General features: G+C 59.7%; 13 protein-coding genes. 9 read left to right on the top strand and 4 right to left on the bottom strand.

Annotation, left to right across the window (positions count from 1 at the left end; translation table 11 throughout):
• The first annotated feature begins 284 nt into the window (after window positions 1-284).
• The 9 genes from ABZO33_RS10085 (at window position 285) to ABZO33_RS10045 (ending at window position 9,902) form a co-directional block, all read left to right on the top strand.
• Entirely contained in the window at window positions 285-749 is a 465-nt protein-coding gene (locus tag ABZO33_RS10085; protein WP_414535920.1) for a DUF721 domain-containing protein, read from the top strand.
• Window positions 750-1,434: 685 nt separating this feature from the next.
• Window positions 1,435-2,181 carry a methyltransferase domain-containing protein gene (locus ABZO33_RS10080; RefSeq protein ID WP_414535919.1) on the top strand — a complete coding sequence of 249 codons (747 nt, stop codon included), beginning with the start codon at window positions 1,435-1,437 and terminating at the stop codon, window positions 2,179-2,181.
• Between the two features lie 13 nt (window positions 2,182-2,194).
• Window positions 2,195-3,112, top strand: coding sequence for a class I SAM-dependent methyltransferase (locus ABZO33_RS10075; protein ID WP_414535918.1), 918 nt, complete (start codon window positions 2,195-2,197; stop codon window positions 3,110-3,112).
• On the top strand, window positions 3,109-4,248 hold the full coding sequence (locus ABZO33_RS10070; RefSeq protein ID WP_414535917.1) for a M50 family metallopeptidase: 1,140 nt from the start codon (window positions 3,109-3,111) through the stop codon (window positions 4,246-4,248). Before ABZO33_RS10075 ends, ABZO33_RS10070 begins: the two co-directional genes overlap by 4 nt.
• Window positions 4,249-4,258: 10 nt before the next feature.
• Entirely contained in the window at window positions 4,259-4,414 is a 156-nt protein-coding gene (locus ABZO33_RS10065; RefSeq protein WP_414535916.1) for a TglA family RiPP precursor, read from the top strand.
• Between the two features lie 58 nt (window positions 4,415-4,472).
• A complete protein-coding gene (locus ABZO33_RS10060; protein ID WP_414535915.1) occupies window positions 4,473-5,387 on the top strand; it encodes a DUF692 domain-containing protein in 915 nt (304 codons plus the stop codon).
• Complete coding sequence (locus ABZO33_RS10055) at window positions 5,377-6,183, top strand: hypothetical protein (protein WP_414535914.1); 807 nt, start codon at window positions 5,377-5,379, stop codon at window positions 6,181-6,183. The genes ABZO33_RS10060 and ABZO33_RS10055 overlap by 11 nt, the downstream gene beginning before the upstream one ends.
• 3 nt (window positions 6,184-6,186) lie before the next feature.
• The gene (locus ABZO33_RS10050; protein WP_414535913.1) at window positions 6,187-8,631 is read left to right on the top strand and encodes a lantibiotic dehydratase; all 2,445 of its coding nucleotides are present in this window, start codon (window positions 6,187-6,189) and stop codon (window positions 8,629-8,631) included.
• The gene (locus ABZO33_RS10045; protein ID WP_414535912.1) at window positions 8,628-9,902 is read left to right on the top strand and encodes an MFS transporter; all 1,275 of its coding nucleotides are present in this window, start codon (window positions 8,628-8,630) and stop codon (window positions 9,900-9,902) included. The genes ABZO33_RS10050 and ABZO33_RS10045 overlap by 4 nt, the downstream gene beginning before the upstream one ends.
• A gap of 84 nt (window positions 9,903-9,986) precedes the next feature.
• Here the strand turns inward: ABZO33_RS10045 and lpxC are convergent, their stop codons facing one another.
• The 4 genes from lpxC to ABZO33_RS10025 form a co-directional block, all read right to left on the bottom strand.
• Window positions 9,987-10,898 (bottom strand): UDP-3-O-acyl-N-acetylglucosamine deacetylase, encoded by a 912-nt coding sequence (gene lpxC, locus ABZO33_RS10040; RefSeq protein WP_046857004.1) that lies wholly within the window; start codon window positions 10,896-10,898, stop codon window positions 9,987-9,989.
• 112 nt (window positions 10,899-11,010) lie between these two features.
• Window positions 11,011-12,207 (bottom strand): cell division protein FtsZ, encoded by a 1,197-nt coding sequence (gene ftsZ / locus ABZO33_RS10035; RefSeq protein ID WP_414535911.1) that lies wholly within the window; start codon window positions 12,205-12,207, stop codon window positions 11,011-11,013.
• Window positions 12,208-12,262: 55 nt separating this feature from the next.
• Entirely contained in the window at window positions 12,263-13,531 is a 1,269-nt protein-coding gene (gene ftsA / locus ABZO33_RS10030; RefSeq protein WP_414535910.1) for a cell division protein FtsA, read from the bottom strand.
• A gap of 14 nt (window positions 13,532-13,545) precedes the next feature.
• On the bottom strand, window positions 13,546-14,415 hold the full coding sequence (locus tag ABZO33_RS10025) for a cell division protein FtsQ/DivIB (RefSeq protein WP_217867138.1): 870 nt from the start codon (window positions 14,413-14,415) through the stop codon (window positions 13,546-13,548).
• Between the last annotated feature and the right edge of the window lie 4 nt (window positions 14,416-14,419).

Raw genomic sequence — 14,419 nt, 5'->3', positions numbered from 1 at the left:
CCGTGCAGCCCAGAGGCCGCATGCGAACGAGCATTCTACCCGGAAACGATGGTGAGGAAAGTGGTGGATTTCCACGATGCTGGCACAGCGCTTTTAGGGGGGCCTGACTAACATAGGGGCTTTTTTCGCAAGTTCAAGGTGCGCACAGATGAAACGTATCGCGAATGACTTGCATCAAAATTCCAGCCAGCATGGTCTTTGCGCAGGCTGCGCGGGAGCGGGCTTGCCCCGCGATCAGGCGGCGCCTGTTAAACTGAGGGCCTAGCTAGCTGCCGCGAACCGCCATGGCCTACAAACCCTCCTCCGCCCACCTGCCCTCGGCCTTGCTGCGCAAGGCACGCCCGCTGCGCCTGCTGCTGAACCAGGCCGAACGCCTGGAGCATCTGCAACGCCTGCTGGAAAGCCAGTTGCAGCCGGCTGCTCGTGAGCACTGCCACGTGGCGTCATGGAAGGAAGGCACCTTGTTACTGGTGGTGACCGATGGCCATTGGGCCACCCGTTTGCGCTACCAGCAAAAGCGTCTGCAACGTCAGTTGCAGGCCATGGAGGCTTTCGCCAACCTGAGCCGCATCCTGTTCAAGGTGCAGCCCCCCCTGGTTCCAGTGACACGCACCGGCCAGGGCATCGAGCTATCGAGCCGTGCCGCCAGCAACATCCGCGATTCAGCCGAAAGCATCAGCGATCCGAAGTTGCGCGCCGCACTTGAGCGCCTGGCCAACCATGCACAAGACAAGGAAGACCGCAGCTGATCGGTGACAGTCATCCCCCTCGCCGCTGGCTCGCAACGAACGAAACAGCAAGGACCGTGCGAGCACCTATTTGAAGGCCACAGCGCAGACGGCTTGCGCTACGCCCTCTTGATACTCCGACTGGCAAAATGGTTGAGAATCGGCAGCGATGCTTAACTAAAAATCAATAAAATCAACAAGCTGAACTCAACCCCACGACCTTCGAGTGAAGCACCCGCCATAACGCCTGACGTTTTGACACGCGCCTTATTGCAGCCTGCCAACCTTTGACCCTATACTCGAGCGAATGTAAGTTCAGAGCGCTATAAGCGCTCTCAACGAGACCGTACAAATGGATCATTTGATAAGGACTTCACATGAGCACCGTTTTACTACTTCCTGAATCGCGCTCCCTCAGCGCAGACACTTCCTACACTCGTTCGAGAAATCATCTTATTTGCGCCAGGGCCTGAATCTATTTTCGCCCTATCTCGGTGCGCCACCGCCTATCCAGGCGATATTTAGCACCTAATGTGCTCACCGAGTGGCAAGCGAACATTTATTGCCTGACGCCATTACCGATATTTCTATCGTAGCCATCCCGGCGACACATGGAATTTGTGTGTCCTGCGCCGCGCATTGATGTGCTTCAAATTCACGGTACACCCCAAACGAACGCTCTATCATTACGCAAGGACGTGATCATATGCCTAGTTCTACCCAGTCGGCTGTTAACCTGCAGGATACCGTTGGCGATGGTGTGGCGGCGGGGAACGCCGCCTGGACTTTTGGCGGCACGACCCCCTTGCATTTCGACTCGCATGTTTCCAAGTCTGTCCCCCGGTATAAGGACGGTCATGAAATCATCTTGTCGCTTAGCGACTTTTTCGTGAAACCGGACAGTATCTGTTACGAACTAGGCAGCTCGACCGGGGCGTTGACCCGGCAACTTGCGCAACGCCATTGCGCATCAGTGCAATGGGTAGGCATCGACGTCGAAGATGCGATGACGCGCCAAGCCAAGGCATTGCAAGAAACTTCTCCACAGCAGAATCTGAATTTCGTCACCGACGACATACTGACTTACGATTACCAAAAAAGTGATCTGATCGTCGCTTACTACACGATCCAGTTTGTCCACCCTCGTGTTCGCCAAGCCCTGTTCGACCGAATCTATGAGTCCTTGAACTGGGGCGGTGCTTTCATCATGTTCGAAAAAGTACGCGGCCCGGACGCACGCTTCCAGGATATTCTCAGCAACCTGTATGTCGATTACAAACGCGACCAAGGTTATACCGCCGAAGAAATTCTGGCTAAAACCAGAAGTTTGAAAGGGGTGCTCGAGCCGTTCTCCACTGCCGGAAACATCGACATGCTCTCGCGGGCCGGATTCACAGACATCACCAGCATATTCAAACATATCTGTTTCGAAGGATTTTTCTGCATCAAGTAAGCGAGAGGCCGTCATGGACGACACTATAAAAATAAAATATCTTCAGCTACTGAAGATGCCTGAACACTATCGTGCACAATCAATGGACTGCGAACTGTGCGGCGCTCATGCGCACTGGGAGTTGCTCAGCGAAATTCAAGGCCCCTGCGATACCTCGGTGCCCTTGCCGGTACTGGGCTGTCAGGCGTGCGGGCATATTTATCAGAAATACCGTTTCGAACCCGCGTTCTACCAGGCTTACTACGACAAGTTTTATCGACTCAGCCTGTTCGGCGACTCCGAACCAGAGCGTGCTTTCTTTCTGGACCAGGTGCGTCGTGGCGAGCACCTGCGTCGCTATCTGGCAGACTTGCTACCGGACAAGGGCAAATTGCTGGATGTCGGCTGCTCGGCGGGTGGCCTGATGCTCCCCTTCGCCAAGCACGGCTGGACCGTGAAAGGCAATGATCCGGACCACGCCTATGTGGAGTACGGCAAGAAAGTAGGCCTGCCCATCGACCGGGTCGACGCGGAGAACATGAATACCTCCGGCGACTACGATCTGACCATCATCAACGGATCGCTCGAACATGTGCACGATGTCAATGTGGTGCTGCAAAAGTGCCGCCAGGCCTGCGCCGAGAACGGGCTGTTACTGATCGAAGGCCGAGCGCTCGGCCATGGCCTGCTTCAAGGCTATTTGACCCATAACCACCGGCGCTACCTGAGTGCCAGCAGCATCGAGTACCTGATGCGCATGCATGGCTGGGAACCCATCCTCGCCACTGAGCAACCCGTGTGTGGCCCTACCCGCCCAGGCGCGGTGTTCGTTCTGGGCCGTGCCTGTGCACCCGCTGATGACGCCGCACTCGCGCAAACCATGGCGGCGGGTCGCAAGGCACTGTCGGAGCGTTTCAGGCCAGGCCTTCAAGCGCTGCAGGCAAGCGCATGAGCAGCACTGTCTACAGTGGCGTTGCAACGCAGGCAACGCGCACTTCCCGCTTCAGAGAAGACCTCGTGATTACCCTTGCGGACGAGGGAAGCTCGACATCGCGTTATTGTGTGCACGACCCCGTCTCCGACATCAGCTTTGAGCTAGGCAAGGCAGAGTACCGCCTGGCCATGCTCTTCGACGGCAAGCGCAGCCTGCCCGAGGTCGCCATTACCGCACTCGAACAACTACGGATGAAAGTCAGCGAAGACAAGCTCGCTCAGTTCGAACGCAAACTGTTGCATCTCAAGCTGCTCAGCCAAGGAGATGGTGCACACAAGAAAGACCTGCAGGACCCCGCCACGGGTATCACTTATGGTCCGCTCAAGACGTATCTGCTGGTCAATCTGATAAAGATGAATCCGCAACCGTTGCTGGACACGCTGTACCGGCTTGCCCCCTGGTGTTGCAGCCGTGGTTTCGTCGCGCCTTTGTTACTACTGGCGCTGTGCAGCTTCGGCTACCTGGGCATGCACCTGGAGGCGTTCATCGACGATGCCGTGGTGGTCTATGCCCAAAGCTATCGCTGGTTGCTTTGGCACTTCCCGGTCATCTTGACCTCCATCGCCCTGCACGAACTGGGTCATGCAATGGCGTGCCGACATTACGGGGTCAAGGTTACCGACTTCGGCATCGGCGTCTATCTCTTGCTCGCCACCGGCTGGGTTCGGCCAGAGCAACGCACCTGGACGAAACTCCCGCTTGGACAGCGTGTGACCACTATCCTGGCCGGCCCTTTTGTCAGCTTGCTCTACGCGGGTGTGGGTATCGTCTTGTGGGCAGTGTGGGGCGGCTCGGGACCATTCGGCGCGCTCTTTGTCGTCATGATCGTGGCATCGTTCATCTCCCTGGTGCCGACATTGCTGCCCATCTTCAATGGCGACACCTACCTGGCAATTACCGAATGGCTCGGGCAACCCCGCCTTCGCCAACGCGCATTCAATTACGTAAAGGGGCGACATCGTGCGTCCGCACAACCTGTTTCGCCCGCCATGCACCGCCTCTACTGGGGCACCGTGCTGCTGACCGGCCTGGGCTGGATCGCGGCCTGGGGCTTTACCGCCAATACCCTGATGCACCTGTTCAACCACCCCTGAGGAGACTGTCATGACCAACAACCCCGCCGCTCAACCTTTGCCGGAAACGGCGCAAACGCACACCGACGCCCCTGCGCCAGCGCTTCCTGAAGTCGATGAAGGTGCCTTGTTCGAAGAGTTCGATCTCGACGATATCGAAATCATCGAAAGCAAAGTGTTCGCTTGATCGCCAAGTAATGCCCCGGTCCAGACCGGGGTTCTCCGACACTCAAATGGATAAGTGCATGGCCCGGTTCTCCAAGCCTGAGCCTATAGGCGTGGGCATTCAGTACAACCCTGAAATTCTCGACTGGTTTCCCTTCGAGGCTATCGAAGTCGATATTCTGGAAGTACTTCTGGACAACATCATGGCTCCGATCGACGGACCGCAGATCATCAAGCCTGGCGCCCGTGAGGTGATGGAGCGGCTGTCGCAAAACTTCACCTTGCTGGCCCACTCCAACTACGGTTGCGACTTTGGCTTCAGCCCATTGGAAGAGACCGCTGCGGTGCAGCGCCATGTGCCACTGGCGAAGATGTTGAACAGTCCCTGGGTCGCCAATCATTGCTTCTACGGTGACAACTCCTGGCTGGATATCTGGAGCAGCCCACTCCAGTTCTCCAATGCCGAGGTGCGCCGTTGCGCGCAACGGGCCACTTCATTGCAGGCCAGCTACGGCATGCCGCTGGCACACGAAAATGCCGCCTACTACCTGCCATGCCCTGGCGCCGAGATGCGTGAGGCGGAGTTCCTCGCCAGGCTGGTGGAAGCCTCCGGAACATTCCTGCATCTGGATCTGCACAATATCTATACCAACCACCTGAACCTCAAACAGTTCGACCTGCGTGACTACCTCGACACCTTGCCCCTGGAGAAGGTGATTTCGGTACATCTGGCGGGCGGCAGCTGGCATGACGGTCTCTACCACGATTGGCACGACTCCGCCGTTCCGGAACCCGTCTGGGATCTCTACCAGGAGCTGCTGTCACGAGCACGTCCTGCCGCAGTGATACTCGAATATCAAGGGCAAGCCCACCATGCCATGACCCGAGTGATGAATGCCGATGACGAACACATGATCGTCAGCGATGTTCGCCGTGCGCAACAGATCTGGAATCATTACCTCACTCGGCCACAGGAACGCGCCCATGGACGCTGAACAGGTATGGAAACTATGGCGACGCCTGCTGCGTGACGAGGCATTGCAAGAAAAGTTGTTCCAGGCTCGCGGCGCAAGCGAGTGGCTGGCGGACTTCGCAGAAAACGAACGGGCGATCCTGCAGGCGTATGGGGATCAATTCGAGCGCGTGAAATGGTTTGTCGAAAACTATCAGTTTCGCTTGGTCAATTCGTTCATCAATGCCCTTGAGACGGGTGCGCCACTGACATTGCGCGCCTTGCTCAACCTGGGATTCGATCTCGCCGAATTGTCCAGGTCGTTCCTGCGGGAAAAACAATGGTTCGATTACGGGCCGAAGGTTTACGGTTACTGTGATGCCGCCCTGGAGTTTCTGCTCGGTCGCGCAGAATTGCAGGAGCACCCATGCTTGCGCGACCTGATCGGTCTGGAGCGAGAATGTGTCGCCCTCTACAGGGGCTTGCTTGCTCCGCAAACGAACACGCCGGATCACTATCAGCGAACCTGCAGCGCGCGGCTTTACCAAAGCACCTACGCCCTGTCCACCTGGCTGCGCGACAAAGGCCAGTTGGGATTGAGCCAGCTGGCAGCTCAACCCGAGCATATCCTGGTGTATCTACCCACACCTCAGGCGCGGCACAAGTTCACCTTGATCAGCAAGCGCACTGCGCATCTCTATCAGTTCCTCGATGAGCCGCTACAGGCACCGGCCTTGGCCCGGTTGTTGAACGCGAACGATGACGACCAACCTTGCGCCGCAGACATGGCATTGCTGAGCAAGCTCAAGCAACTCAACGCAATCAGGACGCCCTGCTAGAGAATGGAAAGCTCACAGTATTTCTGGCTACGCTCCACCGGTTTTCCGATCCACCACCTGACGGCCCTGGGCGAACTTTCGGCGCTTCCAGGCTGCGCAGCCTTCGAGCGAACCTACCGTGCGCTTGAAAACATGCGTGTCGCTTTGCTGGCGCATGCCAACGCCCACCCCATGCCGCAAGCGTGCCGCAAGCTGATTCGCAAGCTCAACGAGCGCACTGCGTTGCAACCGGCGGACTTGCCGGAAGACTTGCGCCTGCCACTGGCTCAGGCATTGGCGGAGCGCAATCGGCTATTGACCGAACTGCAGGCACGGGAAGAGGCGGATGCGCAATATGCCGCGTACCTGGAGCGTGCCCGACAGGGACTGATTGACATACTCGATGACGACGCGATCGCCGAGGCGCTGTTCATCTCCAATCCTGCGGCACGTGCACGTATCGATGAATTGATCCGTGACCGTCACAGCAGTACCGACAGCCGTAAGAAGCAGAAGCTGCGCCTGGGCTGGGCCTACCTGCAGCGATTTTGCGCGAAGAACGATACCGCGAGCTTCTTCGGCCCACTGGCCTGGGGGCAGTTCGACCAGCAACTCGAGGCCAATGTCCACTGCCGGCGAAGCGAAGGACCATGGCTGAGGCAACGCCACACATTCTTCGAAAACTGGGTGGTGCAGCGCCTGGTCGCACAGCTCAACCAGCACTGCCCAAACACCGACGTCCTGCCGTTGAGGCTGAACGAAGGCTGCTACCTGGATGGGCATACCTTGCACCTGCCGATCGGCAAGCGTCGCCAGGTGGATGCGCAAACCACACGGATCCTGCACCACATCGCCAGCCAGCAACACGCGTTGGCAACGCTTTGCCAACTGCTGCAAGCAAGCCCTGCGCAGACGCATGGCAGCATCAGAGCACTCGTCGAACATCTTGTCCGCCAGCGCGTGGTGCGCCGAGGCTGGCGGGTTTCGCCGCGTGAACGCGACCCGATGGCACAACTGCAAGCCTGGGTAAGTTCGCCCGGCATTGATGAAACCTTCAGCCAAGCATGGCAGGCACGCCTTGATGCCCTGCAAGCCGCAAGGGCGCAATACGCTGACGGCAACCTGCAACAACGGGAACAAGCGCTGCTGCTCATGAATACGTTGTTGGCAGAGGCTGGCGTCGACTTGAGCAGAGAGACCGGCGCCATGTACGTCGGTCGCTACCCCGTATATGAAGACTGCTCCAGAAACCTTGAAATCAGCTTCGGCCGGCACCTGTTTACCGAGATGAAGGCACAATTGACGCCGTTGCTGAACATTCATCGGTGGATGACAAAAGCGATCGGCTATCGCCTTCATCAAGCCTACCTCCAGGCCTGGGAACAATGCGCACAAGTGGACAGCGAAGGCGTCCCGTTCCTGGCGCTCCTCGATAAGCTGGCGCCATTGCTTCCCACGATAGAGGCGGACATTGCCAACGCCCTCGAACAGCGATTGGGCGCGGCCTGGGATAACGTGTTGCAAGGCTTCGTCGGACAACACGAAGTGCATCTAGGCAACAAACAGATTGAAGCGTTGCTCGATGCGCTGGATAGCGATCTTCGAGTGAATGACTTCCAGGTGTTCGGCAGTGATTTCCACTCGCCGGACTTCATGCTCTCCAGTGCTTCGATCGAGGCCCTCAATCAAGGCGATTACCAGATCGTCGTCGGCGAGGTACATCCGGCGGTGCATACGCTCAGCCAGCCGGTTGCGGCCCCGTTCAGCCCATTCAATACGCAGATCAACGAGCAAGTGGCGCAGCTTTTTGAACGCCCACGCCTGATCCTGGCGGATTCACCCGACAGTTATCAGCGCTCGCATATCGACTGGCCTTTGCAATCGCGTTACTTGCAGTTGGTGCTGCCATCCGGTGGCGGCTGCGTACCGCCCCAGCAGCAATTCGCGGCGGGCCGAGCGCAAGTACGCCTGGTGAATGGGCGCCTGCACGTAGTGGATGTGTTCGGGCAGTTCGAAGAAGACCTTCTGTGTGTCTTCTCCACGCCCATGCACCGGCTGGGTTTCGCCTTGGCCGGTGCCGCCATCGCCAAGCACGATAACCGCCGTGTCTGGCTAGGCCGCACATTGTACAAAAGGGCTTCATGGTTGTTCGCCGTCGACGAACTGCCTCAGCCCAAGGGCTCCATCGATGCCTTGGACTATCCCATCGCATGGCGTGCCTGGGCCAGCCAGCAGGGCCTGCCGCGCTATGTCTTCGTCAAGATCGATACGGAGCCCAAACCTCAGTTCATCGACTTCGAGAACCCGTTATCCCTCGATGGCATCATCAACGCGCTGAAAGACGCCAGGCAGGTGAAGTTTTCAGAAATGCGTCCAGACCCCGAACAACTTTGGCTCGAAGAGGCGCGCGGGCGCTTCTGCTGCGAAATTCGCACGACCTTTTCCTGTAATGAGGACTCTACCCAATGAGCAGTGAACATCCAACTTCGCTACTCAAGGCCGATCAGGAAGTGAAGCGCTCATTCCTGTATCTGTTCCTGACGATCTTCGTGCCATTCGGCCTCGGGCATTTCGTGTCCTACCTGTTTCGCACCGTGAACGCCTTGATCTATGGCGATCTGACTCAAGAGCTGCACTTGCCTGCCAGTAGCCTGGGCCTGCTGACAGGGGTGTATTTCCTGACGTTTGCCGCCGCACAGCTTCCCCTTGGCGTGTTACTCGATCGCTACGGCCCACGCAGCGTACAGGTGCCCATGCTGATCTTTGCCGTACTGGGCTCATTGATCTTCAGCGCCGCGCACTCCCAATGGGGGCTGATCATTGGTCGCGGCCTGATTGGCCTCGGCGTTGCGGGCTCCTTGATGAGTGCGATCAAGGCCTGCTCGATCTGGCTCCCCCCCGAACGCTTGCCATTGAGTACCGCCTGCCTGCTGTCGGTAGGAGGCTTGGGCGCCATGGCATCAACCACGCCATTGCATGAGTTGCTCAAGTGGATCAGCTGGCGGGAAGCCTTCTTGATTCTGGCCGTTCTGACGCTGTGCGTATGCGCCATCATTCACCTCAGTGTCCCCCGTGCCTATACGGCCAAGAACACCACCCTCGCGCAGATGGCCACAGCGGTGGCCACCCTCTACCGCTCCTGGACCTTCTGGCGCCTGGTGCTGTACTCCGTGTTTGCCCACGCGATCTACATGTCGGTACTGTCGCTCTGGATGGGACCGTGGTTACGGGATGTGGCGAAACTGAGCGAAGCGAGCATGGCCAACACGCTGCTATGGGGAACGGTGGCAATGGTCGCGGGCTCGCTGACATTTGGCTCGATTACCGATTACCTGCGACGCTTTGGCGTCCAGCCCATCATGGTGTGCGGGACGGGGGTCGCTGTATTCATTGGATTCCAGGTCCTGATGATCAGTGGCCTTGCGATCCCACCGCTGCTTATTGCCATGGGTTTCAGTTTCTTCGGCACAGCGACCACCATGAACTATGCCATCGTCGCCCAATCCGTGCCTGCTGAGCTCGCCGGACGGGTGAGCTCGTCGTTCAACCTGGTGGTGTTTGTACTGGCCTTCATTCTGCAATGGCTGATGGGCGCGCTGCTGAATCTATGGCCTGCCACATCCTCAGGGCATCCCATGATTGCCTACCAGTGGTCGTTGGGGACGATGATCGGATTGCAGATACCAGGCATATTGCTCTGGCTGACATTCCGCCCCTGGAAGCGTGAGCGCCCGGCCTGAGGCCATAGGAGCGCCACTGCCTGCAATGCCCCATAAAAAAGGCCACCCGAAGGTGGCCTTAATCACTAGAGAGAGTGTTCGAACTTACACAGCCGCAACAGGGCGCATGTACGAGATCGGTGCCGTGCTGGCATCTTCGAAGGTGACCACTTCCCAGGCGTCGGTTTCTGCGATCAGCTTGCGCAGCAGCTGGTTGTTCAGCGCGTGTCCGGACTTGTAGCCCTTGAACTCGCCGATCAGGCTGTTGCCCAGCAGGTACAGATCGCCGATGGCGTCGAGGATCTTGTGCTTGACGAATTCGTCATCGGAACGAAGGCCGTCTTCGTTGAGCACACCGGTTTCGTCGACGACGATGGCGTTCTCGACACTGCCACCCAGCGCAAGGTTGTGCTTGCGCAGGTACTCGATGTCACGCATGAAACCGAAGGTACGGGCCCGGCTGACTTCCTTCACGAACGAGGTGCTCGAGAAGTCGACGACCGCGCTCTGGGTCTGGCCCTTGAGGACCGGGTGATCGAAGTCGATCTCGAAGCTCACCTTGAACCCGTCGAAGGGCAGGAAAGTGGCGCGCTTGTCGCCCTCTTCCACTGTCACTTCACGCAGGATGCGGATGAACTTCTTCGGTGCGTCCTGTTCTTCCAGGCCGGCCGATTGGATCAGGAATACGAAGGGTCCGGCGCTGCCATCCATGATCGGCACTTCCGAGGCGGAGAGCTCGACGTAGGCGTTATCGATGCCCAGGCCCGCCATGGCGGAGAGCAGGTGCTCGACCGTATCGACTTTGACGTCACCGTTGACCAGCGTGGTGGACATGGTGGTCTCGCCGACGTTGGCCGCGCGCGCCGGGATTTCGACCACAGGGTCGAGGTCGGCGCGACGGAAGACGATGCCGCTGTCGACAGGCGCAGGCTTGAGGGTCAGGTAGACCTTCTCCCCGGAGTGCAGGCCGACGCCTGTGGCACGGATGGTATTCTTCAGGGTGCGTTGTCTAATCATGGCATTGGCCGCTTCAGCGCAAATTGCGAACAGGTATCAACAAAGGCTGGGGATGATAACAGACCCGGCCTTTGCTGAACACCAATCACCCTTATACCCCTGATAAATTCCATTAATCGGCCTGACGACGCAGGAACGCCGGGATATCCAGGTAGTCCAGATCATCCTGAGGGTTGAGTTTAGCGGCTGCCGCGGCACCTGCATGGGCCTGGTTGCGCATCACGGTCGGACGCTCCAGGTCACGGTAGTTGACGGCCGACTGCTCCTGGCGAACCGGGGCCGGGTTGGAGGCCTCGTACGCCTGTTGAGCGGTCTGCAGGGTGTTGTCGACCACCTTGACCGGCTTCTCGATGCGCGCGCCCAGGCCAGTGGCCACGACGGTGACGTGCAGCTCGTCGCGCATGTCCGGGTCGATCACGGTGCCGACCTTGACCATCGCGTGGTCGGAGGCGAAGGCTTCGATGATGCTACCCACGTCGGAGTATTCACCCAGCGACAGGTCCGGGCCTGCGGTGATGTTCACCAGGATGCCGCGGGCGCCCTGCAGGTTGACGTCTTCGAGCAGCGGGTTGCGGATCGCCGCCTCGGTGGCTTCGCGTGCACGGTTCGGGCCGCTGGCGCAACCGGTCCCCATCATCGCCATGCCCATTTCGCTCATCACGGTGCGCACGTCGGCAAAGTCGACGTTGATCATGCCCGGGCGCTTGATGATGTCGGAGATACCGCGAACGGCACCGGCCAGTACATCGTCGGCCTTGGCGAAGGCGGACAGCAGGCTTGCATCCTTGCCCAGGATGGTCAGCAGCTTCTCGTTGGGGATGGTGATCAGCGAGTCGACGCTGTCAGCCAGCATGCGGATGCCTTCGTCGGCGATCTGCATGCGCTTGCGGCCTTCGAACGGGAACGGACGGGTCACCACCGCAACGGTGAGGATGCCCATTTCCTTGGCCACTTCGGCGATGATCGGCGCAGCACCGGTACCGGTACCGCCGCCCATGCCGGTGGTGATGAACACCATGTTGGTGCCTTGCAGCACTTCGGCGATGCGCTCACGGTCTTCCAGCGCGGCCTGACGGCCGACTTCCGGATTCGCGCCTGCGCCCAGGCCTTTGGTCACGCCGGTACCCAGCTGCAGAATGGTGCGTGCACCAATGTTCTTCAGCGCCTGGGCATCGGTGTTGGCGCAGATGAACTCGACGCCTTCGATGTTGCTTTTGACCATGTGGTTGACGGCGTTGCCGCCACCACCGCCGACACCGATCACCTTGATGACCGGGCTTTGCGGGACGTTGTCTACGAGCTCGAACATTTTCCCTCTCCTTACAGTTCTCTAGTTGTCGCGCCTACCACTACTGCTTTGAAACTCAGAAGTTGCTCTGGACCCAACGCTTGAGTCGTTCAAGCACTGGCCCCTTGGGTTCATCGCCATAGCTGTTGTTGCTGTTGCTGCTGTTGCTGATACCGGTCATGGACAGGTCCTCGGACTGCTTCTGCAGGCCGTAGGTGAGCAAGCCCACGCCAGTGGAATAGATCGGATTGCGGACCACGTCGCTCAGCCCGCGAACGCTGTGCGGCACGCCCAGGCGTACCGGCATGTGGAAGATTTCCTCGGCCAGTTCCACGGCGCCTTCCATCTTCGCGGTGCCGCCGGTGAGGACGATGCCGGCCGGCACCAGGTCCTCGTAGCCGCTGCGGCGCAGCTCGGCCTGGATCAGGGTGAAGAGCTCGTCGTAACGCGGCTCCACCACTTCGGCCAGGGCCTGGCGCGACAGCTCGCGCGGCGGGCGATCGCCCACGCTCGGCACCTTGATGGTCTCGCCGGCGCCGGCCAGCTTGGCCAGGGCACAGGCGTAGCGGATCTTGATTTCCTCGGCGTACTGCGTAGGCGTACGCAGGGCCATGGCGATGTCGTTGGTGACCTGGTCGCCGGCAATCGGGATCACCGCGGTGTGGCGGATCGCGCCTTCGGTGAAGATGGCGATGTCGGTGGTGCCGCCACCGATATCCACCAGGCACACGCCCAGCTCTTTCTCGTCGTCGGTCAGCACCGAGTAGGCCGAGGCCAGTTGCTCGAGGATGATGTCGTCGATTTCCAGACCGCAGCGGCGCACGCATTTTTCGATGTTCTGCGCCGCGTTGACCGCGCAGGTAACCACGTGGACCTTGGCTTCCAGGCGCACCCCCGACATGCCCAGGGGCTCGCGCACGCCTTCCTGGTTGTCGATCACGTAGTCCTGCGGCAGGGTGTGCAGCACCCGCTGGTCGGCTGGGATGGCCACGGCCTGGGCGGCATCGAGCACGCGCTCGAGGTCGGCGGTGCTGACTTCGCGGTCGCGGATGGCGACGATGCCGTGGGAGTTCAGGCTGCGGATGTGGTTGCCGGCAACACCGACGAACGCCGAATGGATGCGGCAGCCGGCCATCAGCTGGGCCTCTTCGACGGCGCGCTGGATCGACTGCACGGTCGATTCGATGTTCACCACCACGCCCTTCTTCAGGCCGCGTGACGGATGGGTGCCGATCCCGACGATCTCCAGGGTGCCGTCCTCGCCGACTTCACCCACCAGCGCCACCACCTTGGAGGTGCCGATGTCCAGCCCGACGATCATTTTGCCGCTATGCGCGTTTGCCATGGTCCTGCCTCTCTCTAATTCTTCGCAACGGCGGGTTGGGCCGTCGTCGGTGCATTCGGTTCCCGCCAACCAACGGCAAGTCCGTTGGAATAACGCAGATCGATGCGGGCGATATTGGTGATCTGGTCTTTAAGCGATTTGTCGTAAATGGCAATGAAACGGCGCATCTTCTCCACCAGGTGGTCGCGCCCCAGCAGCAGCTCGATGCCTGGGCCGGCGCTACCCGCGCCGGTGGTCAGGAACCAGCTGCCGCGCTCGCGCAACTCCAGGCGAGCGATGGAAAAGCCCATGGGGCGCAGCATCTGGCTCAATACCTGATACTGCTGCATGACTTGTTGCTGAGCGCGCTGCGGCCCGAACAGCTGCGGCAGGTGCTCGTAGTTGGCCAGTTCGCGCGGGGTGAAGGCCTGGCCCTGGTTGTTGAGCAAGGCCTCGTCGCCCCAGCGCGCCACCGGCAACTGCTCTTCCAGGCGGATCACCACCTCGTCCGGCCACACCCGGCGCACTTCGGCGTGGGCGATCCAGGGCATCTGCTCGAGCTCGACGCGCATCGCCGCCAGATCGACGGTGAAGAAGCTCGCCGCCACATAGGGCGCGATCCGCTGCTGCACCGACTGCTGGCTGATGTAGCTGAGGTCGCCCTGCACGTCGATCTTGGTGATTGGCCGGTCGGCGTACGGCATCAGGCGAATGGCACCCTCATAGGCGCCAAAACCGGCGGCCACCAGCAATACCGGCCACAGCAGGCGCTTGAGGCCGCCGAAGCTTGGCCGCGGCAGGCGCGCCGATACGGGCTCGTCGGCCACCAGTCGGCTGGCACCACGCGGCACCGGCTTGCTACGGCCGGTAACGGGTGGCTGCTGACGTATCATCGCGCCTTGCATGGCT

It is taken from the genome of Pseudomonas sp. CAM1A, from assembly GCF_047501685.1.
Lineage (GTDB): Bacteria > Pseudomonadota > Gammaproteobacteria > Pseudomonadales > Pseudomonadaceae > Aquipseudomonas.
Note: the sequence above shows the minus strand (reverse complement) of the source record. Positions and strands in the feature narration are given on the sequence as shown.

Excerpts from the sequence above, each read along its gene's own strand:
- ABZO33_RS10085 (WP_414535920.1), top strand. The coding sequence starts at position 285 with ATGGCCTACAAACCCTCCTCCGCCCACCTGCCCTCGGCCTTGCTGCGC.
- ABZO33_RS10080 (WP_414535919.1), top strand. The coding sequence starts at position 1,435 with ATGCCTAGTTCTACCCAGTCGGCTGTTAACCTGCAGGATACCGTTGGC.
- ABZO33_RS10075 (WP_414535918.1), top strand. The coding sequence starts at position 2,195 with ATGGACGACACTATAAAAATAAAATATCTTCAGCTACTGAAGATGCCT.
- ABZO33_RS10070 (WP_414535917.1), top strand. The coding sequence starts at position 3,109 with ATGAGCAGCACTGTCTACAGTGGCGTTGCAACGCAGGCAACGCGCACT.
- ABZO33_RS10065 (WP_414535916.1), top strand. The coding sequence starts at position 4,259 with ATGACCAACAACCCCGCCGCTCAACCTTTGCCGGAAACGGCGCAAACG.
- ABZO33_RS10060 (WP_414535915.1), top strand. The coding sequence starts at position 4,473 with ATGGCCCGGTTCTCCAAGCCTGAGCCTATAGGCGTGGGCATTCAGTAC.
- ABZO33_RS10055 (WP_414535914.1), top strand. The coding sequence starts at position 5,377 with ATGGACGCTGAACAGGTATGGAAACTATGGCGACGCCTGCTGCGTGAC.
- ABZO33_RS10050 (WP_414535913.1), top strand. The coding sequence starts at position 6,187 with ATGGAAAGCTCACAGTATTTCTGGCTACGCTCCACCGGTTTTCCGATC.
- ABZO33_RS10045 (WP_414535912.1), top strand. The coding sequence starts at position 8,628 with ATGAGCAGTGAACATCCAACTTCGCTACTCAAGGCCGATCAGGAAGTG.
- lpxC (WP_046857004.1), bottom strand. The coding sequence starts at position 10,898 with ATGATTAGACAACGCACCCTGAAGAATACCATCCGTGCCACAGGCGTC.
- ftsZ (WP_414535911.1), bottom strand. The coding sequence starts at position 12,207 with ATGTTCGAGCTCGTAGACAACGTCCCGCAAAGCCCGGTCATCAAGGTG.
- ftsA (WP_414535910.1), bottom strand. The coding sequence starts at position 13,531 with ATGGCAAACGCGCATAGCGGCAAAATGATCGTCGGGCTGGACATCGGC.
- ABZO33_RS10025 (WP_217867138.1), bottom strand. The coding sequence starts at position 14,415 with ATGCAAGGCGCGATGATACGTCAGCAGCCACCCGTTACCGGCCGTAGC.